This is a genomic window from Candidatus Cloacimonadota bacterium (assembly GCA_020532085.1).
Lineage (GTDB): Bacteria > Cloacimonadota > Cloacimonadia > Cloacimonadales > Cloacimonadaceae > Syntrophosphaera.
In genome coordinates this window covers 35,946-60,393 of the sequence record JAJBAV010000007.1, presented here as the reverse complement: position 1 = coordinate 60,393, position 24,448 = coordinate 35,946, and the positions used below count along the sequence as shown (strand labels likewise).

Genomic DNA, 24,448 nt, shown 5'->3' with positions numbered 1-24,448 from the left:
TTTCCGGCCGGGCTGGGTTATATTATCAAAGACAAGACCATCCTCCGAGGGAGGTGAAAAAATGACCAAACAATTGCTGAACAGAACTATGGCCGTCCTGATCGCGATCGCCGCGGCCCTGGCGGTCTCGGCCTGCAGCCCGAATTCCTGGCTCAATTCCGCTCTGCCCAATCCCGCCGTGGTGGCTCAGCCGGCCAGCAGTTCCCAAGTTCCGGATGCCGGCACGGACGCGCATTTTGTGCGGGTGGACGAATTTTTGGTGATGGAACAGCCTTTGGCCACGCAACCTTTCGTTTACGCTTCCCTGGGCCGGATGCAAGCCCTGCCCACCCCCGACCACAACAACCAGGGCCGCTTCCTGAGGCTGCTCGACAGCCAGCAGATCTGGACCAGCCACTACTCCAAAACCCGCATCGCCAAAAGCAGCGACATCACTTTGGACACAGAGGTTTTCTTTCTCCAGCTCACCGACTCCGCCGGCTATTACCGCGCGCCCCAAAACCTGGCTGAAACCAGCGGCGGCTGGTGGATCAAGGCCCGCATCTCGGACATCAGCACCAAAAACAACGGCTACGTGAAGGTCAGCGGTGGCCACAACGTCCGCCTCAACGCCCTCCGGGTGGCCGTGAACTAGATTTTCTCTTAACCAGATCAAAGCAGCCGGGCCTCTGCTCCGGCTGTTTGTTTTCATCGCATTAAGCGTAAACCTCTGTTTGAGAGCTCGCTTTATGAATCGGTTTGTTGCCGCTGTGTGATGGCCTCTGCGGCATCCGCCAATTTCAGGCGCCTAAACGCTTTGCGTCCCGGTTAAGAAAAATTAACCGAAAAAATGGCGTTTTTCCTTGCCAGAAAACACTTTCCGCCAAAGCTGGCCTCAGGAAAGCATGCCCATGAGCAAACAGATATTTGTCACGGAAGACGAGGCCGACATCCTGGAACTGGTCCGGCTGAAGCTGGAAACAGCGGGATACACGACCCGGGGATTCACCCGGGCGCAAGACCTTTTGGACAGATTGCGTCAGGAATTGCCGGAACTGATCCTGCTGGACCTGATGCTGCCGGACCTGGATGGTTTGGAAGCCTGCCGCCGCATCAAGAGCAATCCCGCCTGGGAAAAAATTCCCATCGTGATGCTCACCGCGCGCAGTGACATCGAGGACAGGGTGCGGGGCCTGGAATTCGGGGCGGACGATTACATCACCAAACCCTTTGACAGCAAAGAACTTATGGCCAGGGTGAAGGCCGTCCTGCGCCGCAGCGGCTGGGAAAGCGCGCGCAACGTGCTCAACATCAACAGCGATTTCCGGCTGGATTTCAACCGCTACGAAGCCTGGATCCGCGGCCGGAGGGTGGACCTCACCCTCACGGAATTCAAGATCCTGCAGTTGCTCACCCGCCGGCCGGGCTGGGTATTCAAACGCGGCCAGATCCTCGATCATCTCTGGGGCAACGACAAGATCGTGCTCGAGCGCACGGTGGACGTTCACATCCGCAATCTGCGCGAGAAACTGGGTGACCAGGCCTACATGGTGAAAAACATGCGCGGCCTCGGCTATAAGTTCGAACCCGACCAAACCAGCGACAACGATGAAAAAAACAAGCCTTAGAACTATGCTGCTGCTGGCCGGAGGCCTGATCCTGACGGCGAACGTGGTCCTGGCCTGGCTGAATGCCGGGCCCTGGCTGCTGGTATCGGTCTCCGCGGTGGTCACCGGCCTTGCCTTGTTCCTCGTCCACACCTGGCTGAGCCGGGATTTGCGGCAACTGCGGAACCGCGCGGAAGAGCTCAGTCCGCAGGACCGCAAGCTCAGGTTTGGAGAGCTCAGAACAGCTGAATTGCACACCATGGCGCAAAAACTTAACCAGGCGCTGGCCTCCTTCGACAGGGCGATCGGGCATCTGGCCGTGCACCGCGCGGAATTGCGCCTGCTGCTGAACACGCTGGAAGACCCGCTTTGGTCGCAGGATGACGCGGGCAAGGTGCTGTGGGCGAACGCGCCGTTTAAAAAGCTGTTTCCCGCCTTCGATCCCTCGCGCGAACAGCCTTTCCGCGAGATCATCCGCGATCCGGAGCTGCTGGAAGCCATCTTGAGTTCCCCAACCGCGCGGGATCAGCTTCCCCTCTCCCTCAGCATCGCCGGCCACGATTATATCCTCTCCAGCAGCCACAGCGTTAGTAACCGGCGCTATGTTTTTATCCTGCACAACATTGACGCCATGGAAAAAACAGCCCGGATGAAGAAGGACTTCATCGTGAACCTCGCCCACGAACTGCGGACCCCGCTCACGGCGATCAAAGGCTTCACGGAGGCGATGCAGGAAACACCCGGGCAGAACCACAACCGGCATCAGAAAATAATCCTGAGCCACACCAACCGCCTTATCCACCTCATCCAGGACCTCGAACAGCTGATCCGGCTGGAAAGCACTTCCCGCCTGGAAGCGCGGGAGATCGAGCTGGGGCCTTTCTTTGCCAATCTCAGCCTGATCCTGGAGCCCGACATTCAGGCCAAGGGACTGAGCCTGAGCGTGGAACTCGAGGACGGGCTGGAACGGATGGTTTGCGATCCTTTCCGCTTCGAACAGATCTTCATCAATCTGGCGCAAAACTCCCTCCGCTACACGGATACCGGCGGAATCAGCATCCGTGGCGGCAAAGAGGGCGCCACCACCGTCTTCACCGTCTCCGATACCGGCCGGGGCATCCAGGCTGAGCATCTGGACAGGATCTTTGAGCGTTTCTACGTGGCCGATCCCAGCCGCAACCGCGGCCTCAGCGGCACCGGACTCGGCCTGGCCATCGTCAAGCACATCGTTCTGCTGCATCAGGGCGAGATCACCGTGAACAGCGAAACAGGCCGGGGCACCACTTTCAGGATCAGCATTCCGCCACTGGCGGAGCGACACAATGAAGCAGACCAACCGAACTGACGCGACGGGATCCTGTGCCGGCCTCCACGCGGACCGGGACCGCCTGGTAAACGCGCACATCGGCCTGGCCTACAGCTTTGCCAGAGGCTGCCAAAACCGCGGTTTGCCGCTGGAAGACCTGCGTCAGGAAGCCCTGCTGGGATTACTGGAGGCAGCTGAACGCTTTGACCCCGGACGGGGAACGCAGTTCGGCACCTACGCCGTCCACTGGATCAGGAAAAGGCTGCTGGCCGCGCTGGACAGCGAAAAGGCGGTCACGAGCAATACGGAACCGCTGGGAGAGAGGGACCTGGCCGCACCGGATACACAGACCGAGCCGCGGCTTGAGCCCGCGATCTGTTTTCCCGCCTCCATGCCCGTCCTGGAACAAGGAGCGTTGCATCTTTCCATCAACCAGGGTCTGACCCTGAAAGAGGTGGCCATCCAGCTGGGTATTTCTGTGGAACGGGTCAAACAGCTGCGCGGTAAGGCTTTGCGCCGTTTGCGCCCATAACCCCAACCCAGGCCGCTCCCAATATCAATACGGTATCAATACGGAATCAATACGGATTTCATCCGTATTGATTCCGTATTGATACCGTATTGATATTTGGAGCCAGATGGGATTTCACCATAAGAGTTAACAAATCTTAACCTCATCCATATAAAATCTTAACATTCCCCCGGTATGATAGGGGCAGAACTTCAAAAGGAGTAAAAGATGAAAATAATGCTTCTCGCCACCCTGGTGGGAATATCTCTGCTGCCGGCGCTGCTGGGCGCTCAGGAGCTTAAGATCAGCGGGGAAATGTGGAACCGCTGGACCCTGGAACAAGGTCAGGTGCCAGCCGATACTTCGCTTACGGCCTACGGGCCCGGCATCACCAAAAACCTCTTTGCGTTGGAGCGCGGCTACGTGGGCCTGGAAGCCAAATTCAGCGAAAGCGTGAAAGGCCGCTTCACGGTGGACATTTTCAGCACGGACCTGCTCAAGGACGGAGCCGGGTTGAAGTTAAAATATGCCTATGTGGATTTTTCCAAACTTATCCCCATCCCGGACCTGACCACCAGCGTGGGCCTGCAAAAAGTTTATTTTGGCAGCATCTACGACTGGAACTACAGCCTGATCGGCAAAGCGCCCTCGGATGAGTACAAGCTGGCCAATTCCGCGGATTACGGAATCTCGCTGAACGGTTTCCTGCCCGCCGGCTGGGGCGAATACCAACTGGGCATGTACAACGGCGAGGGCTACAAAAACTACGGCGCCAACCTCAAAGACAACATCGACCCAGCCTTCCTGGCCAACCTGCGCCTGACCCCCATTGCCGGCCTCACTTTGGGGGGATCGGTGATGACCAACGGCAGCGAGAGAATGCTCAAGCTGGCTGACGCCACCCAAAATTCCGCCTACAACACCCAGCTGCTCGCGGATGGAATTTTGCGCGCGGCTTTCGGTCCGCTGGACGTCTGGGCCGAGTATTTATACAAGGATGTAAGCCACGCGCCCGCTTTCAGCGCCAAGGATTACTCGGCAACCTGCCTCAGCGTGTTTCCCACCCTGAAGCTGAAAAGCCTGATCGGGGAGGACATCGAACTAACCGGTCGCTATGAACGCTGGGACGAAACCAAACTTCCGGACAACAAGAAGAAAAACCTGCTGAACGCCTGGACCGGCGGTCTGAACTACAACTTCATGGCCGACGAAAGCGGCAATCCCGCCCTGCAGGCCCAGCTGAACTATGTGAAAAAAGATTACGATGAAAGCGTTTCCGGCTCCGACTACGCCAACGGCAAGAAGGACACGGACACCGTCATGCTCCAGCTTAAATGGCGCTTCGCCGCCGCAGTCAATTAAGGAGAACCAATAATGAAACATAGACATCTGATCATTGCCCTGATCCTGCTTCTGGCCATATCTTCAGCCTTTGCCAAGCCCCGCAGGCTCACCTGTTCCGGCTCCACCACGGTGCTGCCGATCGCCCAGGCCACCGCGGAAGCCTTTATGGACAAGCATCCGGACGTGAACATCTCCATCCGCGGCGGTGGCTCCGGAGTGGGTGTCGCCGCGCTGCAAAACGGGACCGCGCAGATCGCCAATTCCAGCCGCACCATGAAGGCCAAGGAAATTTCCCAGGCCAAATCCAAAGGCATCAACCCCACCCCTTACGCCATTGCCCTGGACGGCATCGCCATCGTGGTGCATGCCAACAACTCCGTGGCGAATCTCAGCATCGCCCAGATCCGGGACATCTACACCGGCAAGATCAAGAACTGGAAAGAAGTTGGAGGAGCCAGCCTGCCGATCGTGGTGATCTCACGCGACGTGGCTTCCGGCACTTTCGAGGTTTTCAACGAAAAAGCCCTCGGCGGCAACAAGGTGGTTTCCAGCGCGCAACTGCTGGCCTCCAACAACGCCGTGGCCACCACCGTGGGCAGCACTCCGGGCGGGATCGGCTACATAGGCCTGGGCTACCTCACCGGCCAGATCAGAACTGTGAAGGTCAACGGAGTGACCCCCACCACCAAAACCGTTCAGGACGGCTCCTACCCGCTCTCACGCAAACTCTACATGTACACGAACGGCAAGGCGAAAGGTGACGTGAGCAGCTACATCGCCTTCATCCAGTCCGCCGAAGGACAAAAAATCGTGGTGGAGCAGGGTTTCATCGCTCTCAAATAGCCTGATGCGGCCACCACAAAACCTCCATTCACAGGGGAGCTGCGGCTCCCCGTTTGAGGCAGGAAATGATGAAAAACTTTAAGGAAAGGAGCTTCCAGGCGCTAACCTACACCGCGGCGCTGTTCACAGTGGCCTGTTTGCTGGGGATCATCTTCGGGATCTTCCGGGAAGGCTTGCCGCTGTTTGAAAGCGTTGGCCTGAAAGAGTTTCTGGGCACCAACAACTGGTATCCCACCCACGCGCAACCGGAGTTTGGATCCCTGGCGCTGATCGCCGGATCGCTGATCGTAACCCTGGGCGCCCTGATCATCGCCATCCCGCTGGGATTGGGGGCGGCGATCTTCCTCTCCGAAATTGCCGGACCGCGTCTGCGCGAGATCGCCAAGCCTGTGATCGAACTTTTGGCCGGGATCCCCTCTGTGGTTTACGGCCTTTTCGGCATGGCCTTCCTCGCCCCGCTGGTGCGGCAGTGGTTTGGCCTGGACACCGGTTTGAATGTGTTCACGGCCTCACTGATCCTGGGCGTGATGATCGTGCCGGTGATCTGCAGCATGGGTGAGGACGCGCTTTCCAGCGTTCCCAAAAACCTGCGGGAAGCCTCTCTGGCCCTGGGCGCCACCCGCGCCGAAACCATCTTCAAAGCCGTGGTGCCCGCCGCTAAAAACGGCCTGGCTGGAAGTGTGCTGATGGGTTTCGGGCGCGCCATCGGCGAAACCATGGTGGTGCTGATGGTGGCGGGTGGAGCTGCCCGCATCCCCGGTTCCATCTTCGATCCGGCGCGTCCCCTCACCTCCACCATCGCCGCGGAGATGGGCGAAACCGTGATGGGCGACCTGCATTACCAGTCACTTTTCGCCCTGGCCATCATCCTTTTCCTGATCACCTTCGTTTCGAACCTGATCACGGAAACCCTGCTGATGAAAAGGGGCGGAAGATGAACCGCCGCAAACTGATGAACAGCCTGGCCACCGGCATCATGGCGCTGATGCTGGGGCTCACGGCCGTGTTTCTGGCCTTGTTTCTGGCCCGCATGTTCTCCCAGGGCGCCAGGGTGCTGAGCTGGGAATTCATCTTCACCGCTCCCCGCGACGCCATGCGGGCTGGCGGCATCTATCCAGCCCTGGTGGGAACTTTTCTGCTCACAGCGCTGGCGATGCTGGTGGCATTGCCCCTGGGAATCTTCACAGCCGTGTGGTTAACCAATTACGGCAGACCGGTCTGGTTGGTGAGCATTTTGCGTGTGGCCATCAACACCCTGGCCGGAACGCCTTCCATCATTTTCGGGCTGTTCGGCATGGCCGTGTTCGCCAATCTGCTGGGTTTCGACATTTCGCTGCTTTCCGGCGGGCTCACCCTGGCGATCCTGGCCCTGCCGGTGATCATCAACAACACGGAACAGGCCCTGCGCGGCGTGCCTGCTGATTTCCGCGAAGCCTCGCTGGCCTTGGGCGCCACCACCCGGCAGACGATCTCGCGCGTGCTTTTGCCCACCGCGCTGCCAAACATCCTTACAGGCGCCATCATCAGCATCGGCCGCGTGGCCGGAGAAACCGCGCCGATCATGTTCACCGCGGCCACTTTTTATTCCCGGCAGTTGCCGCGGGGCCTTTCCGATGAGGTGATGGCCCTGCCTTACCACATCTACGCGCTCATGACCGAGGGCACCCACCCCGCGCAGCAGGTCCCGATAGCTTACGGGACCGCGTTGGTGTTGCTTTTGCTGGTGATCGCCGTAAGCGCCGTGGCCATCTTCATCCGCGCTTCCATCAGGAGAAAAAGACAATGGTAGATCTACAATTACAGACCTCGGGCCTCAATCTTTGGTTCGGAAAAAACCACGTTCTGCATGATGTGAATCTTCCGGTTCACGCCAAACAGGTGACAGCCATGATCGGGCCTTCGGGCTGCGGAAAATCCACTCTGCTGCGCTGCTTCAACCGCATGAACGACCTTATCCCGAACACCCGCATTGAAGGCACGGCGATGCTTGGAACCCAGGACATCTACGCGCCCCGGGCCGATGTTTCCCGGCTCCGCTCCCGCATTGGCATGGTTTTCCAAAAACCGAACCCCTTCCCCAAAAGCATTTTCAACAACGTCGCCTTTGGGCTGCAGATCCAGGGTGGCTTCAGCAAAAGCGAAATTGGCGACAGGGTGGAGGAAAGCCTGAAAGCGGCCTGGCTTTGGGATGAAGTGAAAGACCGGCTTGCCTGCTCCGCCATGTGCCTCTCCGGCGGGCAACAGCAAAGGCTGTGCATCGCGCGGGCGCTGGCCAACCGTCCCGACGTGCTGATGCTGGATGAACCCACTTCGGCGCTGGACCCCCAATCCACTGCCAAAATTGAGGAACTGTGCCTGGAACTCAAGCGCAACGTCACCATCCTCATCGTCACCCACAACGTTGCCCAGGCGGGCCGGATCTCTGATCAGACCGCTTTCATGTATTTGGGCGAACTGGTGGAGTTCGGTTCCACCGAGCAAGTTTTCACCGTACCCGCGGACAAACGCACCGAAGCCTATCTCACCGGCGTTTTTGGTTGATCTGGGAGGATCAATGTTAGAAAGCAAAATATTGGAATTGAAGCAAATGCTGCTCACCGAAGCCGGCCTCGTGGAAAAAATGGCCGCCCTGGCAGCGGACGGCCTGTACTCCCGCCAGAACGGGCTTTTGAGGATCGTGAACGAGTATGAGGACCGGGTCAACCAACTCGAACTGGAGATCGAAAACAAATGCATCGCCGCCATCGCCCTCTACCAGCCGGAAGCCAAGGACCTGCGCAAGATCGTGATGATCCTCAAGATCAACAATGATTTGGAGCGGCTCGGCGATCAGGCCGTGAACATCGCCGAAAGCGCTGAACATCTGGCCGGCAAAGCGGTGGTATCCCAGGTCTCGGAACTGGCGCAGATGAGAGATGCCGCCTTTGCCATGCTGAAAAACAGTCTGGACGCCTTTGCCGCGGAAAACGTGGAGGCCTCCCGGGCTGTTTGTGATGCCGACGACAAGGTGGATGAACTCAACCGCTTGGTCTATCACCGGCTGGTGGAACTGATCAAACATGACACCCCGCTCACGGAATCCTGCCTGCATCTGCTGCGCGTGGCCAAAAACCTGGAGCGCATCGCCGATCTTTCCACCAACGTGGCGGAAAACACGGTTTATTTGGCGGTCGGCAAGGTCATCAAACATCATCAGGCTGAGGAAAACCCACCCGGTAAAACATAAAAAACATTGACCGGAATCGCCCACGGCAGAAACTGCCCGCAAAACTTCACCTTGCAGAGGTAAACAGATGTTATTAGCGGATTTTCTGGACGCCCGGGCGATAGCTTTCGAGCAGCGCATCCTGCCCCGGGAGCAGGTCTATCTGGAGATCATCCAGAGGATCTGCGCCCAGCGGCATCACCACACCCCGAAGTGCGGCCAACCCATGCTGGACGCCATTTTGGAACGCGAGCAGGAAGCCCCTATGGTTTATCCCACCGGGATCGCCATCCCCCACGTGCGGGTGGAGGGCCTCGCGGACACCCTCATCGGCATGACTTTTCTGCAAAACCCTTTGGACTACAACGGCATCAGGGTGCACTGGGTGGTGCTCATTTTCACGGACAAATCCTCCTCCAAGGTCTATCTGAACATCGTGGCCGCCCTGCTGAAACTTTCCCAGGACGAAGAGGCCATGTGCGGCCTGCATGACCTGCACGACGGGCATGGCGTGATCCACTGGCTGAGGCAGGCGAATATCGAGGTGGGATCAGATGTTACCATCGCCGACATCATGGTGGCAAACCCTGTCTGCGTGGGGCCGGAAGATACACTAAGCCTGGTGGACAGCCTCATCAACGAACATAAGGTCTCGCTGCTGCCGGTGACCGCCACAGACGGCAGATACCTGGGCGAGCTGAACATCCTGGACATCCTCAAGGTGGGGGTGCCGGACTATCTGATGCGCATGGGAGACCTGAAATTCCTGAAATCTTACGAGCCGCTGGAAAACCTCTTTGAAAAGGAAGAGGAGATCCGGGCCGGCGAAATCATGCACAAGGACCGCAAGGTTTTGGATCCCGACGACTCCATCGTGGAAGCGGTTTACCACATGATCAAGGAAGGCCGCAGATACTTCTGCGTGGTGGAGAAAGGCAAACTGGTGGGTGTGGTGACAGCCATGGACATCTTCAGGAAGGTGATCAAAGCATGAGCCCTGCCCTCACCATGTTCATTGCGCTGCTGGTCTTTGCCGCGGCCTACGTATTCATTATCACCGAATGGATCAACAAGATGCTGGCCTCGTTGATCGGAGGCTTTTTGCTGGTTATCACAGGGATCATCACCCAGGGCGAGGCCTTTCTGGCCGTGGACTGGAACGTCATTTTCTTCCTGATCGGGATGATGCTGGTGATCTCCGTGCTCAAAAAAACTGGTGTGTTCATGTATGTGGCCATCAAAACGGCCAAACTGGTGCGCGGAAATCCTTTGGCCATCATGATGCTGATGTACGCCATCACCGCCTTTTTCGCGGCCTTTCTGGACAGCGTGACCGCCGTGATGATCCTGGTGCCGGTGGTGATGCTGATCTGCCATGAACTGAAAACCACCCCCGTGCCCTACATCATCACCATGGCCGTGGCCGCGAACATGGGCGGTGCCGCCACCATGGTGGGTGATCCGCCCAATGTGATCCTGGGCAGCGCCATCGGCAAGACCTTTCTGGATTTTGTGATCAACCTGGCCCCGGCGGCCATCGTTTCCGTGCTGGCCAGCCTTGGCCTGATCTTCCTTTTTTACCGCAAACAGCTCCAGGTAAGCCTCACCAACCGGGCCAAGCTGATGAGTTACAAGGAGGAAAAACTCATCACGGACAAGCGGATGCTGACCATCTCCCTTACCGTGCTGGGTTTGATGCTGTTGGCCCTGGCCCTGGACGGATATCTGCACATTGGCACAGCCAGCATATCCATGACCGCGGGGCTGATCCTGATGATCGTGAGCAACCGCAAAAAGATGGAGCCCGTGATGGCCAAAGACATCGACTGGGTGACCCTCTTTTTCTTCATCGGGCTCTTTGTGATCGTAGAAGGCCTGGTCAAGACCGGCTTCATCAACCTGCTGGCCCAAAAGGTGATCGGCGCCACAGGCGGAAATCCCCGCTCCACCTCGATGGCTATTTTATGGCTGTCCGGAGTGTTTTCCGCCTTCGTGGACAACGTGCCCTTCGTGGCCACCATGATCCCGGTTCTCAAGCACATCAGCCAGGTGATAAACAACGCCGGACTGATGGATCCCATCTGGTGGTCGCTTGCATTGGGAACCTGCCTCGGCGGAAACGGCACCCTGATCGGCGCTTCCGCCAACATCGTGGCCGTGGGCATCGCCAAGCAGAACGATTTTCATATCTCGTTTTGGGATTTCACCAAGATCAGCGTGGTCTTTACCCTCGTCTCGCTGCTGATCAGCACCGCCTACATCCTGATCCGCTTTTTCTAAGCTTTAAACGGAGCCCAGCACTCCTCAGAGTTGTTGCCCACCTTGTTCACAAACCTGCTCACCGGACGCAGGGCCAGTTCACCTTCCTGAGCTGGTTTGAGCAGCGGCACGAAATCCAGCGCGTCGTTCTGTACGTGGTCCAGCCAGGCCAGCCGGTCCTCTCCGAAGAGCAGCACGGGCATCCTGTGATGGATGGGGGCCATGGCGGCATTGGCGTCCGTGGTGATGATGGCCAGGGAGGGAACGTAGCTGCCGTCCGGACCGCTCCAGGCGTCGTAGATGCCTGCCATCCAGATCAGATCGTCGTTTGCGGCGTGGATGAAAAAGGGCTGTTTGTCGCTGACGCGCCATTCGTAAAAACCATTGGCCGGAACGAGGCAGCGCCGGCGCTGCAAGCCGCCGCGGAACGAGGGTTTGGAGGTGATGGTGTCGGCCCGGGCGTTGATCAGGGCAAAGCCTGGCAGTTCCCGGCTCCAGGAGGGCACCAGGCCCCAGCGAAAATAACCCGGATAGCGGCCCGCTTCCTGGCTCAGCACGGCCATCACCGTCTGGGTGGGCGCCACGTTGAAATTCAGCTCCTCCTGCTCCGCCATCCGCGTGAGCTTCAGTTCCTTGGCCAGCTTTTGCAGCCGGTCGTGTTTGATCACCTGGGCAAATCTTCCGCACATGCTTAACTCCTTCTGATTGACAGATTCGGCGCTCCGGGAAATTCTGCAACATATATTTTTGCGGCCGCTTTGCCAAGCCTGCCGCGCAAAGGAAAGACCATGCCCAGATTCAATATCGACGCCGTGATGAAAGCTCTCTCCGAACACTTCGACCGGGTGAAAACCCCCATCGTGGACCTCATCCAGGTGCAGACCAAAGACCCCTTCAAGGTTCTGGTGGCCACCATCCTCAGCGCCCGCACCAAGGACGAGACCACCGCCAAAGCCTCCGCGGCCCTGTTCGCGGAAGTAAGCGGTCCCGACGACCTGGAGAGGATCAGCGCGGCCAGGCTCAACTCCCTCATCCACCAGGTGGGTTTCCACAACGAGAAGACCAAACACCTCAAACAGCTTCCCGCCGTGCTGAAAGAACGCTTCAGCGGAATCGTCCCCTCCGAAATTGACGAACTGCTCGAGCTGCCCGGGGTGGGACGCAAAACCGCCAATCTCGTGCGCGCGGTGGCTTTCTCCCTGCCCGCCATCTGCGTGGATGTGCATGTGCACAGGATCAGCAACCGCTGGGGCTACGTGAGCACCAAATCCCCCTTCGAAACTGAAATGGCCCTGCGCGCGGTATTGCCGGAAAAATACTGGCTCACCTACAATTCCCATGTGGTGGCCTTCGGCCAAAACCTCTGCGCGCCCCGTAAACCCCGCTGTTCCGAGTGTCCCGTCTTCAAACACTGCGCCCGGATTGGGGTGGAAATTTCCGCGTGACATTGTGGCGGAAAGGCTTAAACTTACAGTATAAGGAGTGAAACATGGAACAGTACCCGCAACAAAATTACCGTCCCCAAACCGACGTCGCCCCGGTGATGAGCACTGGAAGCTGGATCGGCACCCTGCTGCTGATGTACATCCCCATCGTGAACATCATCCTGCTCATCGTCTGGGCCGCCAGCACCGGCGAAAACCCCAACCGGCGCAATTTTGCCCGCGCCTATCTGCTGATGTTTGTGATTTCCTTCATCCTGATGGCCGTCATCATCTTCGGATTTGGCCTCGGCCTGGGTGGTTTGGCGGAAGCGCTGGAACAGCAGGCCTGACGCCAGGCCTTTTACAGAACCTAAGCCAGCTCCTCCCAGGCGCTTTGGATGTCCGCGAGCTCAAAACCCTTGCGGAAGAGGTAGCCGAAGGCTTTTTCCCTCAGCTTCTGGCGGGGCAGGCCGCGATGTGTGACGCAGTATTTGGCCAGCAGTTCGGAGATGTTTTCGCCGGCCTGCTCGCGGGGGTAGAGTTCGTCCAGAAGGTCTGACCAAAGTTCCCCGGGAACGCGCTGTTCGCGCAGCTTGGCGATGATGGCGCGTTTGCTGGCTTTGCGCGTGATGTAGGAGCGGATCAGCACCTCCGCGAAACGCCCGTCGTTCAGAAAGTTCTGCTCCCGGCAGCGCTTGAGCGCGAGTTCAATGATCCGGGGTTCGAACTCTTTCCTTTTCAGCAGGTTGCGGCACTGAAATTCACTGTGCTCGGCCTTGGCCAGATAGTCCAGCAGGGTGGAAAAAGCCTGCTTTTCGAGCGTGGCGAGCAGCTCGGTGGCTTCGCCCGCCGCGATCTCGCCCTCGAAGTTGTCCGGCCAAAGCGGCAGGAGCACCCTCGTCGGCAGGGTGCCCCTGCAAATTCCGTCCAGTTCGACGCGTACCGTGTATCTATTCTTCGGAACTGTCCTCAGCTTCATTCGCTTTGTCGAAAAGCTTGTCCGGATTGATGCTCTGTTTCACTGCGGCCTCGATCTCGGCCAGCAGTTCGGGGGTTTCCTTCAAATATTGTTTGGTCTTTTCCGCGCCCTGGCCCAGCTTCACATCCTTGTAGGCGAACCAGGAGCCGCTCTTTTTGATGATGCTGGCATCCACGGCCATATCCAGGATGATGTCCAGTTCAGAGATCCCCTCGCCGAAGATGATGGGGAAAACCACTGTCTTGAAGGGCGGGGCGAGCTTGTTTTTCACGATCTTCACGCGGGTCTTGGCCCCGATCACCTCGGTTTCGGCGCCGCCGGTCTTGATCGCTCCGGCGAAACGCACTTCCAGTCGCACGGAGGAGTAGAACTTCAATGCCACGCCGCCGGAGGTGGTTTCCGGGTTCATGTAGGCCGTAACGCCTATCTTCATGCGGGTCTGGTTGATGAAGATCACCGCGGTGTTGGATTTGGAGACGATCGCCGTGAGTTTGCGCAGCGCCTGGCTCATCAGGCGGGCCTGCAGGCCCACGTGGCTGTCGCCCATGTCGCCTTCGATCTCCTGTTTGGGCACCAAAGCCGCCACGCTGTCCACGATCACCAGGTCCACGGCTGAACTGCGCACCAGGGTTTCGCAAATTTCCAAAGCCTGTTCTCCGCCATCCGGCTGCGAAAGCAGCAGTTCCTCGGTCTGCACGCCCAGCCTTTTGGCGTAGGCTGTGTCCAGGGCGTGTTCGGCATCGATGAAGGCCACCACGCCGTCCAGTTTCTGCGCTTCCGCCGCGATGTGCAGCGCGAGGGTGGTCTTGCCGCTGGCCTCGGCGCCGTAGATCTCGGTGATGCGGCCGCGCGGGATGCCGCCGATGCCGAGGGCGAGGTCCAGATTGAAAGCGCCGGTGGGGATCACATCCACTATCTGCAGCGGTTTGTCGCCCAGGCGCATCAGGGTGCCCACGCCGTATTTCTTCTCGAGTTGCGAGATCGCGGATTTGAGGGCGGTCTCTTTGTTTTTGTCCTGCATGTTTACATCCTTTTGTTTTATCTTAATAGGTATTGTGACAAACTGTGATAGTTGGGTCCCTCGGGCTTGAGCACGCTGCGGTAAAGAGTTACGCTGTCGTAAGGGAAGCCGCCGCGCTCCACTTCGCTGGCTAAAATCTCCCGCTCCAGCGCAGGCGGCAGGGCGGCTTTGATCCGGCCCAGAGTGATGTGCAGCTTCAGCGGTTTGGCGTCCGGCTCAAAACCTTCGGCGCGGATCGCGCTCAGCAGCTGTTTGTGCCAGCGGGTCAGGGAGTCGTCCCGCGCTTCCGAACTTGCCCAGACCAGCCGCGGGGCCTTCCAGGGAAAAAGTTCCAGGCCTTTCAATGCCAGTTCGAACGGGGCGCTGCGTCCGGCCGCTTCGGACAGGATCTTTGCCAGATCAGGGATCCGGGTACTGTCCACGTCACCCAGGAAGAGCAGGGTAAGGTGCAGATTGTCTTCCTTCACCCAGTTCACTCCGGGGGTGGCCCGCAGCCAGCGCAGCTTTTCGGCCAGGCAGGCGCGCGGCGCGGCCGGAACTTCCAGGGCGATGAAGGCGCGGTACAGCATTCAGCGCTTGTAGCCGATGTCCCGCAGGAATTTCTTGCGGTGGGTGATGTCTGTGTCCAGCTCAATGCCCAGCGGCGCGGAACCGTCGATCACGCCCAGAATGCCGTTGCCTTGCTCGCTGTGGGCCAGCACCACCTGCACCGGATTGGCCGTGGCGCAGAAAATACCCACCACCTCGCGGCAGGCTTTCACGGCGGGCAAAACGTTGAGGGGAAAGGAATCGCGCAGCACGATCAGGAAGCTGTGCCCCGCGCCCAGACGCAGCATGTTGGCCACCGCGCATTCGATCAGTTCGTTGTCCGTGCCTTCTTTGCGCACCAGGCAGGGACCGGAGGCCTCGCAGAAGGCCAGGCCGAATTTGATGCCGGGCACGCTGTTCACCAAAGCTTCGTAGAGGTCCTCCACGGTCTTGATGAAGTGGCTCTGACCCAGTATGACGTTGGCGTTTGGGGGAAATTGAAGCTGCTCAAGCCTGAGTTCCATGCTGCAAACCTCTTTATGCTAATGCCGGCAAATTATTCCGCGGGCAGGGCCTTGTCAAGCTAAATCTGCCGTTTTCGAACTCCCCCGGTTATCTGGAGGAATTGTCAGCGTTGCGCCTGATGCCGACCATGCGCGTTTTCCGTGGACAAATCAGGACCAAAGTTTCGCGGCATCGGAATGCTGCGCCACGCGTGGTATTCGTCCGTAGCGCCTGATGCCGATCATGCGACTCTGCCATAATAAAGATCATTTGTTCATTTCGCAGCATCGGAATGCTGCGCCACAGCCTGGCTGCGTCGTCATTACTCAAAACGGAGGAACAACAGCCGAAAGACAAATCAATCTGTGGACCTGCAGAGACGAAACCCGTCGGAGAAAGGGTTGTTGATGTACGAATTATGGGCGTGACGTTTGGCAACCCGGCAGATGCTGGCATTGTTGTACCAGACGCCACCGCGCAGCAACCGGTAACTTCCGTTGCTCGGACCGGTTGGATCGCTGCCGGGGCTTATGCTGTAATATTCGTAACCATACCAGTCCCAGCACCATTCCAAAGCGTTGCCGCTCATGTCGCAAATGCCGAGGCCATTGGGGGCCTTTGTCCCAACGGGATGGACGCCATAATCCGGATTGGTGTCACCACCCGGCAATGCACTTCCGGCGTTGCCTTTATACCAGGCCACGGCATTGATGTCATCGCTGCCGGAATAAAGATAATCCGGGTCATTGGTCGCGCCCCGGGCGGCGTATTCCCACTCCGCCTCAGTTGGCAGCCTGTATCCATTGGCGCTCCATTTGCAGATGGCGGCGTTCCAGGTGGCGTTGTTGGAGGTGGGCACGCTGCCCCAATACGCGGGGTTCGTGGAGCCGGAAATGCTGTAAACCGGTGCAAACCCCTCTGCCAGGCTGCGCAGGTTGCAGTATTTGAGGATGGAATACCAGGAGACATTGCAAACCGGAAAGTTGTCATTGATTCCCGAATTTTGATAGGGGATTGAGAGCATCAGCGCCTTCCATTCAGCCTGTGTGACCTCGTGTTTTCCGATGTGGAAGGGGCTCAGGGAAACGCTGTGCGCGGGTAGTTCGTCACTTTCACCAGAGCCGGTCGTTCTGCCCATGGTGAAGGTGCCGCCAGGAACGTAGATCATCTGGGCGGGCTCGATGGTTATGGTGTAAACGGCTGTGGCTGCCACGCTGTCCATCCAGCCATCCTTGCAAGCCACTGCCTTAAGGGTGGTTGTCTCAGCAATGTAGATTGGGCCGGAATAGACGGCTGAAGAGGAGTTGGGATAGCTTCCATCCAATGTATAATGGGTGGTGCTTTTCTCCCATATTGAAGCTGATATTGTCACTTCCACCGGGAGATAATAGGTGGCGCCCGCAGGGGTGAATGCCGGCATTGACAACACCCTTGGTGCTGTCAGGCAGCTGGACATGCCCATCAACAAAAGTGCAGCCAAGGCAATAAAAGCGATTGGGTTCTTAGGCATGGTACACCTCTCATATCTTTGCGTGCCAGCTGCTGGCGAAAAGCCCAACCGTTCTTGCTCAGGCTGTTTGGGAACACCTGGCAGCATTTTTTTTCAATCTATGCAAGCCAAGCTGCTGAGGAGATTATCTTGAACCCATAAAATTTTGTCAAGTTATTTCTCCATACAAACATCTTGGATAAAGTCTTGAAGATATTCAGTACCCTTGCTAAGGGCTAAATCATTTGGAACAATACCAGGCCGGTGCAATTTCAGGCCAGACAAACGCAAGTTTCTTGAGACTCCAATCTGCATCAGAACTGATTTTGGGGTCTCCAGCCGCGGTTTTCTACTCAATGCCATTAATTGCGTTTATACTGGCTCTCCACCTTGGGAAAAAGCCTAACTAACCAAGGGTCGCTCCCAATATCAATACGGTATCAATACGGAATCAATACGGATTTCATCCGTAATGATTCCGTATTGATACCGTATTGATATTGGGAGCCAAAGCAGGAACGATCAGGCTGAAAACATGGCTCAAGTTCATTTATGGTGGGTAAACTCTAGTATCCTATCCGTCATTCCAGCGCAGGCTGGAATCCAGGTCTTTTGTCGGGTTCGTAGCGCAGCATGCCAATGCTGCGTTTTGGCTTTTCGCAGGATCGGAATCCTGCGCCACGGGGCTTTTCTGGATCCCAGCCTACGCTGGGATGACGGCACCATGTGCCATTCATACACACCCACTCTATTTGAACATGAGCCAAAAACATGTATCTTCAATGTCCGCATAACCCTATGAAAGCAGACGCCGCAAATCTCTTGACAGTCTGGCCCGGCTGTAATATTGAAGCCTGAAGTGGGGACCGTGATCCACATGGTCCTGTCAAAAAGGAGATAAGATGGAACCCAGACTGGTCAGCCGCGAAGCCTTCACGGTGGTGGGCCTCAAGTGCCGCACGCGCATGCAAGACAACGTAATTCCGCAGCTTTGGGACGATTTCAACAAGGTCTGCGCCGGCATTCCCCACACCGTTACAGACCGCACCGCGTACGGGATCTGCTATTTTGAAGAGGGCGACGATCCCGCCGGCGCCAGCTTTTCCTATCTGGCCGGGGTGGAGGTTGACAACGCCGACGACATCCCCGCGGGCATGGAAGCGCTGGTGATCCCAGCGCAGGATTACGCGGTTTTCGAGCATCGCGGAGCGCTGGATTGTTTGCACCAAACCTACCGGAAGATCTATTCTGAGTGGCTGCCGGCCAACTCTCTCGAGCGGGTCGGAACCCTGGATTTTGAGCTCTACGACTGGCGTTTTCGCTGGGGCCAGCCGGATTCCGTGCTGGAGGTCTGGGTCCCTGTCCGCCAGAAATAAGCTTCGGATCAGCCTGATCGGGTTGAACAGCGCCTGGTACCAGAGCAATCCGGCGCTCTATTATCTGCGCGGGTGTCTGCGCGGGCTACCTTATTCGCTGAGCCTGAGGGAATTCACCCTCGCCGAGCCGCTCTTCGACATTCTGACCCGGATCGTCCGTGACCGTCCGGATGTGGCCTGCTTTTCTGCCTATGTTTGGAACAGCGGTCAACTGCGGCAGCTGCTTCCGGAACTGAAAAAACTGCAGCCTGGCCTGAAGATCGTGCTGGGCGGTCCCGAGGCGCTGGACGGCGCTTTTGGCCTGTCAGAGGGCGATTTTGTGGTGAAAGGTCCGGGTGAAGGCGTGTTTCGCGTGCTGGCGGAAGCCGGATTCAAGCTGCCCGGTGGGGTTTACGAAGCTCCGGCCCCGGCCTTGCGCGATCTGCCTTTTCCCTACCACAAAACCGACCAAGCCGCGCTGCAGGGCAAACTGGTCTATTACGAAAGCTCGCGGGGTTGTCCTTTCCGCTGTGCCTACTGCCTGTCGGCTTTGGACACCCGTAATGAAGCGCGTTTCGATCCCTCCCTGGCCTCGGATCGCCGCAAGTTGTATTCCGAACTGGACCGCCTGCTGGAGCTTAAACCGCGCACCTTGAAATTCGTGGACCGCAGCTTCAACGCGCATCCCAGCCTCGCCCGGCTGATCTGGGATCACGCCATCCGGCAAGGCGAGGCCTGCGAATTCCACTTCGAGATCTACCCCGATCTGCTTACTGAAGAGGATCTGCTAATCCTGGAGAAAGCCCCGCCCGGCCGCATCCGCTTCGAGGTGGGGGTGCAAACGGTGAACCCGGCCGTGGCCCGGGCCTGTGGTCGCAACTCCAACTGGCGCAAGGTGAAAGCCGCGCTCAACGCCCTCCGCGAACGCACCCGGATCTGCGTGCACGCCGATCTGCTGGTGGGATTGCCCGGGGAAAGTTATCCCTCGGTGCTGCATTCCCTGGACGAACTGGCCTCCACCTTGCCGGCCGAAATTCAGTTGGGAATGCTTAAAATCCTGCCCGACACGCCGATGCGCGACATCGCCGCCCAGAGGGGATACCTCTGGCTTAAAGACCCGCCCTGGCAGGTGTTGCAGACCGACGCGCTCAGTTTTGAGCAGGTGGCGCGGCTGCAGGAACTGGCCAAGATCATCAACCTCTATTGGAACAAGGCTGAATTCTCCGCGCAATGGCGGGAGCTGCTCTGTGCCGGCAACCGGGCCTCCCGGATCTGTCTGCGCCTGCTGAAACTCCACCAGCACAAGGGTTTGACCCTGCACAGCGTGGCCAAAGGCACCCGCGCGGAAGTTATCGCGGAACTGCTGCGGGACTGGTCTCGTGGCCGCTGATGCTGGCTCGCGCGGCTGGCGCGGGACCGAGGCAAACAGCTAATCACTACGGATGAAATCCGTATTGATCCCGTATTGACATCAGGGGCAGGCTGATTATCTTATCTGGGATACGCTGCAGGCAAAAGAAGATGCCCCCGGGCATACAAATCATTTGGCAGCAAAGGAGAAAGAGAATTATGAAAGCCACGAGAGCCAATCTGCTGGGCGAGTTCACGGGTAAACTGGACAATCTGATCTATTACCGCCGCAAACCTGGCGGTAAAATATACGTGCGCAAGCAGTTCACCTTCAAAAACCATCCCGGCCAGCCAGGTTTCGCCGGCGCGCAAAAAGCGATCTACGCGCTCAAACCATCCCCGGCTTACCAGCGCGACCTGAAGGATTACCTGATCCTCTACAACCAGCTTCCCGACAACGCCGGCAAGAACGCGCAGGCCTGGACGAACGTTTACAACAAACTGATGTTCGCGATGCAGAAGAAACTGGGTGTGCAACTGAAAACCATCACCCGCGAGCAAATCGAGGCGCAAAACCTGCCCTGCCGCACGGTGAAGGCCGCGGTGGAGGCCGGACTGCTGCCGGAAGTGCGTGATTTCGAGAGGTTCACCAAGCCTATCTGAGCTTGTTTGGGAAGGTCCTGAGAGGGGCCGGCTCAGTAAAGGAACTGGAACGCGTAGCGGTAACCCAGATAAAATCCCAGGCGGCTGGAGACTTCGAACTCGTATCCCTCCAGTTCTTCCAGGCGCTTGAACAGACCTGAGCTGAGCACGTAGGTGGCGCCAAGGTCCAGGCCGTGCCGGCGCTGTTTTCCAAACATGAACTGTGATCCGAGGCAGGCCGTGAAGCCTTTGTAAACCTCGGTTTGGATCACTTCGGTGTTCGCGAAGTTGTAGGGTATGATGCCGTTCACCCCGTAAAGCAGAATCACCTGGGGCCGCCAGAGTTTGCCGGCGTTGCCGTGCAGGTATTTCAGACCCAGTTCGTAACCGGCGGCGTAGAAAAAGGTGCCCACATCCACAGTAAGCGCCAGCTGGTCAAAAACATACATGTCCGCGCTGAAACCGATCCCGCCGTAGGGCAGGCCATAACCAAAACCCAGGGTGCCGTAGCGCCCGGGCTGAAAGGTGAAATCCGGCTGTTCCTGCGCGGCACAGAGACTGGCCAGCAGCAGCAACGTCAAAAAAACAAGCATCTTTGTAACTGGCATTGGAACTTCCTTTTTCATCTGACTCGGCTTCAAGGTTATCTGCCAAGAAAGCGCTGCCGTGTCAAGCTTTATCTCGCTTCGCGTAAACCAGGAGCGAAGGGGACTGATTTTCCCTTGGGATTAAGTGGTGTCCGCCATGGTATCCGTTGTCAGAGGAAAAGCTCGGCCAGGTTTTTTCGGGTCTGGACCTGCAACTCGCTCTGTTTATCCTTGGCCGACAAGGTGTCAGGATCTCCCAGCCAGCCCACGGCGATCATGGTGAGGGGCTCGATATCCTCCGGCAGGGAGAAGATCTCAGAGGCTTTGTGGCGGTCAAAACCGCCCATGTTGTGCACATAGAAGTCCATCAGGCTGGCCTGGGTGGTGAGGTTGCCGATGGCCAGGCCCAGATCGTGGCAGGCCCAGCGGTTTGGTTTGCCGTTGGCGGAAAAGGTGGTTTTGGCCAGGGCCAGGATCAGCAGGGGCGCGGAGCCGGCCCAGGCCTGATTGCCTGCGTTGAGGCAGGAAACAAGCTGTTCATACCTGGCTGAGCCGTCCTTGCGCGACCAGATGAAGCGCCAGGGCTGTTCGTTGAAGCAGGAGGCGGCCCAGCGGGCGGCCTCAAACAAAGTGAGCGCCTGCTCTTCAGTTAACATCTTATCCGCAAAGGCACGCGGACTCCAGCGTTTCTGGATCACTTCATGCACGGGGTGGCTGAATTCGGGGCGGGGTTTCATTGTTTGGACTCTCCTTGGCTGTGATGATGAAGACAGGATAATCCAACCGGGGGATTTCGGAAATGGGGAATTCCAGGCTGGAAAAAGGCCTGCGCCGGAGCCCGGGAATGATCTTGAGCTGAGAAAAAGCTTGACTTGAAACACCGACCGGGGCAAGGTGTAAACGCGCTGGAGTATGCCCCCCGCGGCTTAACTTTTGGTTTTCACCCGAGCGGGCGTTCCCGGTGGCAAAACAACAGCAAGGAGCGAATCATGCCAAACATCGCAAGACGCATGGGGGCAGAGTTTTTTGGCACTTTCTGGCTGGTGCTGGGAGGATGCGGGTCCGCCATTTTGGCGGGAGCGTTCATTGGCCGGGCCGGGGTTTCGGTGGCCTTTGGCCTCACGGTGCTCACCATGGCCTACGCCATCGGCCATATTTCCGGCTGCCACCTCAATCCCGCGGTTTCTCTGGGCTTGTGGGCCGGCGGCCGTTTTCCGGCCAAGGACCTGATCCCCTACATCATCGCCCAGGTGGCCGGAGCCATGATAGCCGGCCTGGTGATCTACATCATTGCCAGCGGCGTGAGGGGTTTTGACCTCGCGGCCAGCGGTTTTGCCGCCAACGGCGTGGGCAGCGCTTCACCGGAAAATTACCGGGTGATCCCGGGCTTGCTAACCGAAGTGGTGATGACAGGAATGTTCCTGCTGGTGATCATGGGCGCCACGGACAAGCGCGCCCCGGCCGGTTTGGCGCCGATCGCCATCGGCATGGCGCTAACTTTGATCCACCTGATCACCATCCCGGTAACCAACACCTCCGTGAATCCCGCCCGCAGCACCGGCGTGGCCTTCTTTGCCGGGCCCATCTTCATCCAGCAACTGTGGATGTTTTGGGTGTTCCCGATCATTGGCGGCCTGGGCGGCGGATTCATCTACCGGCTGCTGTTCGCTGACAAAGACAAAGCCTGATAAGGTTTTAACCTGTTTGGATCCGGCAATTTTTCCGGCGGAAAGAATATTTCTTGCCGAAAATGGCGGTCTGTCCATTTTGGGAACACCATGATTAACGCGAATGAACTGATCCGAAGTTTGGACTGGCTGCGAGAAGACATCATCGGCCGGTACATTTCCATCCCCACTCCTTTTGGCGAGAGGCCCCTGGTCTATGCCGACTACACAGCCAGCGGGCGCGGACTGAAGTCTGTGGAGCGTGCCACGCAGAGGATTCTGGCCTATTATGCCAACACCCACACCGAGGACGATTTCACCGGAAAAACGATGACCGCGCTGCTGCATGACGCTGAAAAGATCATCAAGGACTGCGTGAACGCGGGTCCCGGCGGCAAGATCGTTTTCACCGGCTCCGGCAGCACCGGCGGTGTGAACAAGCTGATGCAGATCCTGGGCGTGTACTGGCCTCCGGCCACCCGCGAAAGGATCGGCGAGGTGTTGAAAAGCTGTCTGCTGCGCAACCCCGCAGGGATCGACTGCAACCAGGCCCTGCACGACTTCATGCACCACAGCAAGCCCATCGTCTTCGTTGGCCCCTACGAGCACCATTCCAATGAGATCATGTGGCGCCAGACGCTCTGCGAGAGCGTGGAGATACCTTTGAACCAGGATTCGGAGCTGGATCTGGTCGCCCTGGAAAGAATGGTGTCCGACCCCCGCTATGCAGGCAGGCTGAAGATCGGCTCTTTTTCCGCCGCCTCCAACGTTACCGGCTTGAGAACCCCGGTCTATGAAGTGGCCAGGATCCTCCACCGGCACAACGCCCTGGCTTGTTTCGACTTCGCGGCTGCGGCTCCCTATGTGGAGATAGACATGAACCGGGATCCGGAAAGCTGTTTCGACGCCATCTTCCTTTCCCCGCACAAGTTCCTGGGTGGACCCGGCACCAGCGGAGTGCTGATCTTCAACGAGAGCATCTACCCCAAAAACCTGCCGCCCACCATCTCCGCCGGCGGAACTGTGAGCTTTGTTTCGAACTGCAAGGAAGAGTATTTCACCGATATCGAAAGCCGGGAAAAACCGGGCACGCCGGGGATCATGCAGGCCCTGCGCGTGGCGCTGGCCTTCCAGCTGAAAAACAAGGTGGGCCAGGCCACGATCGACCGGCTGGAAAAACACCTCTATGAAAGGTTCATGGCGGCGTTCGCCGGTGACGGGAGGATCATTTTTTACGGACCGCTGGACCCCGCGAAAAAGGTGCCCATCGTGCCCTTCAATATCCGGCACCGCGACCGCATCCTGCATCCCAAGTTCGTTACCCGCTTGATCAATGACCTCTTCGGCATCCAAACCCGGGCCGGCTGTTCCTGCGCCGGGCCCTATGGACATCAACTGATGCACATCGGCAGCCAGGTTTCGGATTATTACCGCTGCCTGATCACCAACGCCGGCTACAACGGCATCAAACCTGGCTGGGTGCGGCTGAATCTGCACTATTCGATGACCGGGGCGGAGGTGGATTATCTGATCGAGGCGGTGAAATTTATCCTCGAGCACGGCCATAAATTCATCTCCCAGTATGAGTTCAATCTGAAAAACGGGGAATGGGGGCATCTGGAATACAAGATGCCCAAACCGCTGGAACTGGACATAGAACTGGGATTCAAGGACGCACCGGAAACAGCGGAAAGCATCGATGACGCGGAACAAAGGTTTGGTGAATATCTGGAGGTCGCGCGGCAAGAGGCGGACAAGCTGCCGGAGGATTTTGAACTGCTGAGCTTCGAGCCGGAACTGGAACAGCTGATGTTCTTTTACGCCCACCGGATGACGGGGCGGTAAGAA

Annotated in this window: 27 protein-coding genes; 19 read left to right on the top strand and 8 right to left on the bottom strand. The window is 57.9% G+C overall.

Annotated features, from left to right (window positions below; translation table 11 throughout):
• Nucleotides 1-61 precede the first annotated feature (61 nt).
• From LHW45_03250 to LHW45_03195, 12 genes are all read left to right on the top strand, one after another.
• Nucleotides 62-634, top strand: a complete 573-nt coding sequence (locus tag LHW45_03250) for a hypothetical protein (protein MCB5284592.1) — start codon at nt 62-64, stop codon at nt 632-634.
• A gap of 256 nt (nt 635-890) precedes the next feature.
• Entirely contained in the window at nt 891-1,607 is a 717-nt protein-coding gene (locus LHW45_03245; GenBank protein ID MCB5284591.1) for a response regulator transcription factor, read from the top strand.
• Nucleotides 1,588-2,931, top strand: a complete 1,344-nt coding sequence (locus tag LHW45_03240; GenBank protein ID MCB5284590.1) for a hypothetical protein — start codon at nt 1,588-1,590, stop codon at nt 2,929-2,931. Before LHW45_03245 ends, LHW45_03240 begins: the two co-directional genes overlap by 20 nt.
• Nucleotides 2,909-3,424 (top strand): sigma-70 family RNA polymerase sigma factor, encoded by a 516-nt coding sequence (locus LHW45_03235; GenBank protein ID MCB5284589.1) that lies wholly within the window; start codon nt 2,909-2,911, stop codon nt 3,422-3,424. The genes LHW45_03240 and LHW45_03235 overlap by 23 nt, the downstream gene beginning before the upstream one ends.
• A 207-nt stretch (nt 3,425-3,631) precedes the next feature.
• Nucleotides 3,632-4,765: an OprO/OprP family phosphate-selective porin gene (locus LHW45_03230; protein MCB5284588.1), complete on the top strand. Its 1,134-nt coding sequence runs from the start codon at nt 3,632-3,634 to the stop codon at nt 4,763-4,765.
• Nucleotides 4,766-4,777: 12 nt separating this feature from the next.
• Complete coding sequence (locus LHW45_03225; GenBank protein ID MCB5284587.1) at nt 4,778-5,590, top strand: phosphate ABC transporter substrate-binding protein; 813 nt, start codon at nt 4,778-4,780, stop codon at nt 5,588-5,590.
• 68 nt (nt 5,591-5,658) lie between these two features.
• Complete coding sequence (gene pstC, locus LHW45_03220; GenBank protein ID MCB5284586.1) at nt 5,659-6,528, top strand: phosphate ABC transporter permease subunit PstC; 870 nt, start codon at nt 5,659-5,661, stop codon at nt 6,526-6,528.
• Nucleotides 6,525-7,379, top strand: coding sequence for a phosphate ABC transporter permease PstA (gene pstA / locus LHW45_03215; protein MCB5284585.1), 855 nt, complete (start codon nt 6,525-6,527; stop codon nt 7,377-7,379). Before pstC ends, pstA begins: the two co-directional genes overlap by 4 nt.
• Nucleotides 7,373-8,131, top strand: a complete 759-nt coding sequence (gene pstB / locus LHW45_03210; protein ID MCB5284584.1) for a phosphate ABC transporter ATP-binding protein PstB — start codon at nt 7,373-7,375, stop codon at nt 8,129-8,131. Before pstA ends, pstB begins: the two co-directional genes overlap by 7 nt.
• Before the next feature lie 13 nt (nt 8,132-8,144).
• Nucleotides 8,145-8,816: a phosphate signaling complex protein PhoU gene (phoU, locus tag LHW45_03205; protein MCB5284583.1), complete on the top strand. Its 672-nt coding sequence runs from the start codon at nt 8,145-8,147 to the stop codon at nt 8,814-8,816.
• A gap of 67 nt (nt 8,817-8,883) precedes the next feature.
• Nucleotides 8,884-9,789: a PTS sugar transporter subunit IIA gene (locus LHW45_03200; protein ID MCB5284582.1), complete on the top strand. Its 906-nt coding sequence runs from the start codon at nt 8,884-8,886 to the stop codon at nt 9,787-9,789.
• Nucleotides 9,786-11,075, top strand: a complete 1,290-nt coding sequence (locus LHW45_03195) for an ArsB/NhaD family transporter (protein ID MCB5284581.1) — start codon at nt 9,786-9,788, stop codon at nt 11,073-11,075. The genes LHW45_03200 and LHW45_03195 overlap by 4 nt, the downstream gene beginning before the upstream one ends.
• Here LHW45_03195 and LHW45_03190 read toward each other — a convergent pair.
• Nucleotides 11,072-11,743 carry an SOS response-associated peptidase gene (locus tag LHW45_03190; protein MCB5284580.1) on the bottom strand — a complete coding sequence of 224 codons (672 nt, stop codon included), beginning with the start codon at nt 11,741-11,743 and terminating at the stop codon, nt 11,072-11,074. The two genes, LHW45_03195 and LHW45_03190, sit on opposite strands and share 4 nt — an antisense overlap.
• 99 nt (nt 11,744-11,842) lie before the next feature.
• Between LHW45_03190 and LHW45_03185 the strand changes: the two genes are divergently transcribed.
• Both LHW45_03185 and LHW45_03180 read left to right on the top strand, forming a co-directional pair.
• Nucleotides 11,843-12,499 (top strand): endonuclease III, encoded by a 657-nt coding sequence (locus LHW45_03185; protein MCB5284579.1) that lies wholly within the window; start codon nt 11,843-11,845, stop codon nt 12,497-12,499.
• Between the two features lie 44 nt (nt 12,500-12,543).
• On the top strand, nt 12,544-12,828 hold the full coding sequence (locus tag LHW45_03180) for a hypothetical protein (GenBank protein ID MCB5284578.1): 285 nt from the start codon (nt 12,544-12,546) through the stop codon (nt 12,826-12,828).
• A gap of 20 nt (nt 12,829-12,848) precedes the next feature.
• Here the strand turns inward: LHW45_03180 and LHW45_03175 are convergent, their stop codons facing one another.
• From LHW45_03175 to LHW45_03155, 5 genes are all read right to left on the bottom strand, one after another.
• On the bottom strand, nt 12,849-13,457 hold the full coding sequence (locus tag LHW45_03175; GenBank protein ID MCB5284577.1) for a recombination regulator RecX: 609 nt from the start codon (nt 13,455-13,457) through the stop codon (nt 12,849-12,851).
• On the bottom strand, nt 13,429-14,478 hold the full coding sequence (recA, locus tag LHW45_03170) for a recombinase RecA (GenBank protein MCB5284576.1): 1,050 nt from the start codon (nt 14,476-14,478) through the stop codon (nt 13,429-13,431). The genes LHW45_03175 and recA overlap by 29 nt, the downstream gene beginning before the upstream one ends.
• 17 nt (nt 14,479-14,495) lie before the next feature.
• On the bottom strand, nt 14,496-15,047 hold the full coding sequence (gene thpR, locus LHW45_03165) for an RNA 2',3'-cyclic phosphodiesterase (GenBank protein ID MCB5284575.1): 552 nt from the start codon (nt 15,045-15,047) through the stop codon (nt 14,496-14,498).
• Complete coding sequence (locus LHW45_03160) at nt 15,048-15,530, bottom strand: adenosine-specific kinase (GenBank protein MCB5284574.1); 483 nt, start codon at nt 15,528-15,530, stop codon at nt 15,048-15,050. It lies immediately after the preceding gene.
• 338 nt (nt 15,531-15,868) lie between these two features.
• On the bottom strand, nt 15,869-16,930 hold the full coding sequence (locus tag LHW45_03155; protein MCB5284573.1) for an SUMF1/EgtB/PvdO family nonheme iron enzyme: 1,062 nt from the start codon (nt 16,928-16,930) through the stop codon (nt 15,869-15,871).
• 971 nt (nt 16,931-17,901) lie between these two features.
• On the opposite strand from LHW45_03155, the gene LHW45_03150 reads away from it, so the two are divergent.
• The 3 genes from LHW45_03150 (at nt 17,902) to LHW45_03140 (ending at nt 20,367) form a co-directional block, all read left to right on the top strand.
• Nucleotides 17,902-18,375 carry a GyrI-like domain-containing protein gene (locus LHW45_03150; GenBank protein MCB5284572.1) on the top strand — a complete coding sequence of 158 codons (474 nt, stop codon included), beginning with the start codon at nt 17,902-17,904 and terminating at the stop codon, nt 18,373-18,375.
• 22 nt (nt 18,376-18,397) lie between these two features.
• Nucleotides 18,398-19,744 carry a DUF4080 domain-containing protein gene (locus tag LHW45_03145; protein MCB5284571.1) on the top strand — a complete coding sequence of 449 codons (1,347 nt, stop codon included), beginning with the start codon at nt 18,398-18,400 and terminating at the stop codon, nt 19,742-19,744.
• 179 nt (nt 19,745-19,923) lie between these two features.
• A complete protein-coding gene (locus LHW45_03140) occupies nt 19,924-20,367 on the top strand; it encodes a hypothetical protein (protein MCB5284570.1) in 444 nt (147 codons plus the stop codon).
• A 32-nt stretch (nt 20,368-20,399) separates the two neighbouring features.
• On the opposite strand, the gene LHW45_03135 is transcribed toward LHW45_03140, so the two are convergent.
• Both LHW45_03135 and LHW45_03130 read right to left on the bottom strand, forming a co-directional pair.
• Nucleotides 20,400-20,954 (bottom strand): hypothetical protein, encoded by a 555-nt coding sequence (locus LHW45_03135; GenBank protein ID MCB5284569.1) that lies wholly within the window; start codon nt 20,952-20,954, stop codon nt 20,400-20,402.
• A 149-nt stretch (nt 20,955-21,103) separates the two neighbouring features.
• Nucleotides 21,104-21,670 carry a nitroreductase family protein gene (locus tag LHW45_03130; protein MCB5284568.1) on the bottom strand — a complete coding sequence of 189 codons (567 nt, stop codon included), beginning with the start codon at nt 21,668-21,670 and terminating at the stop codon, nt 21,104-21,106.
• A 252-nt stretch (nt 21,671-21,922) separates the two neighbouring features.
• Between LHW45_03130 and aqpZ the strand changes: the two genes are divergently transcribed.
• Both aqpZ and LHW45_03120 read left to right on the top strand, forming a co-directional pair.
• Nucleotides 21,923-22,621 (top strand): aquaporin Z, encoded by a 699-nt coding sequence (aqpZ, locus tag LHW45_03125; GenBank protein MCB5284567.1) that lies wholly within the window; start codon nt 21,923-21,925, stop codon nt 22,619-22,621.
• 90 nt (nt 22,622-22,711) lie between these two features.
• Complete coding sequence (locus LHW45_03120; GenBank protein MCB5284566.1) at nt 22,712-24,445, top strand: aminotransferase class V-fold PLP-dependent enzyme; 1,734 nt, start codon at nt 22,712-22,714, stop codon at nt 24,443-24,445.
• Nucleotides 24,446-24,448: the final 3 nt, after the last annotated feature.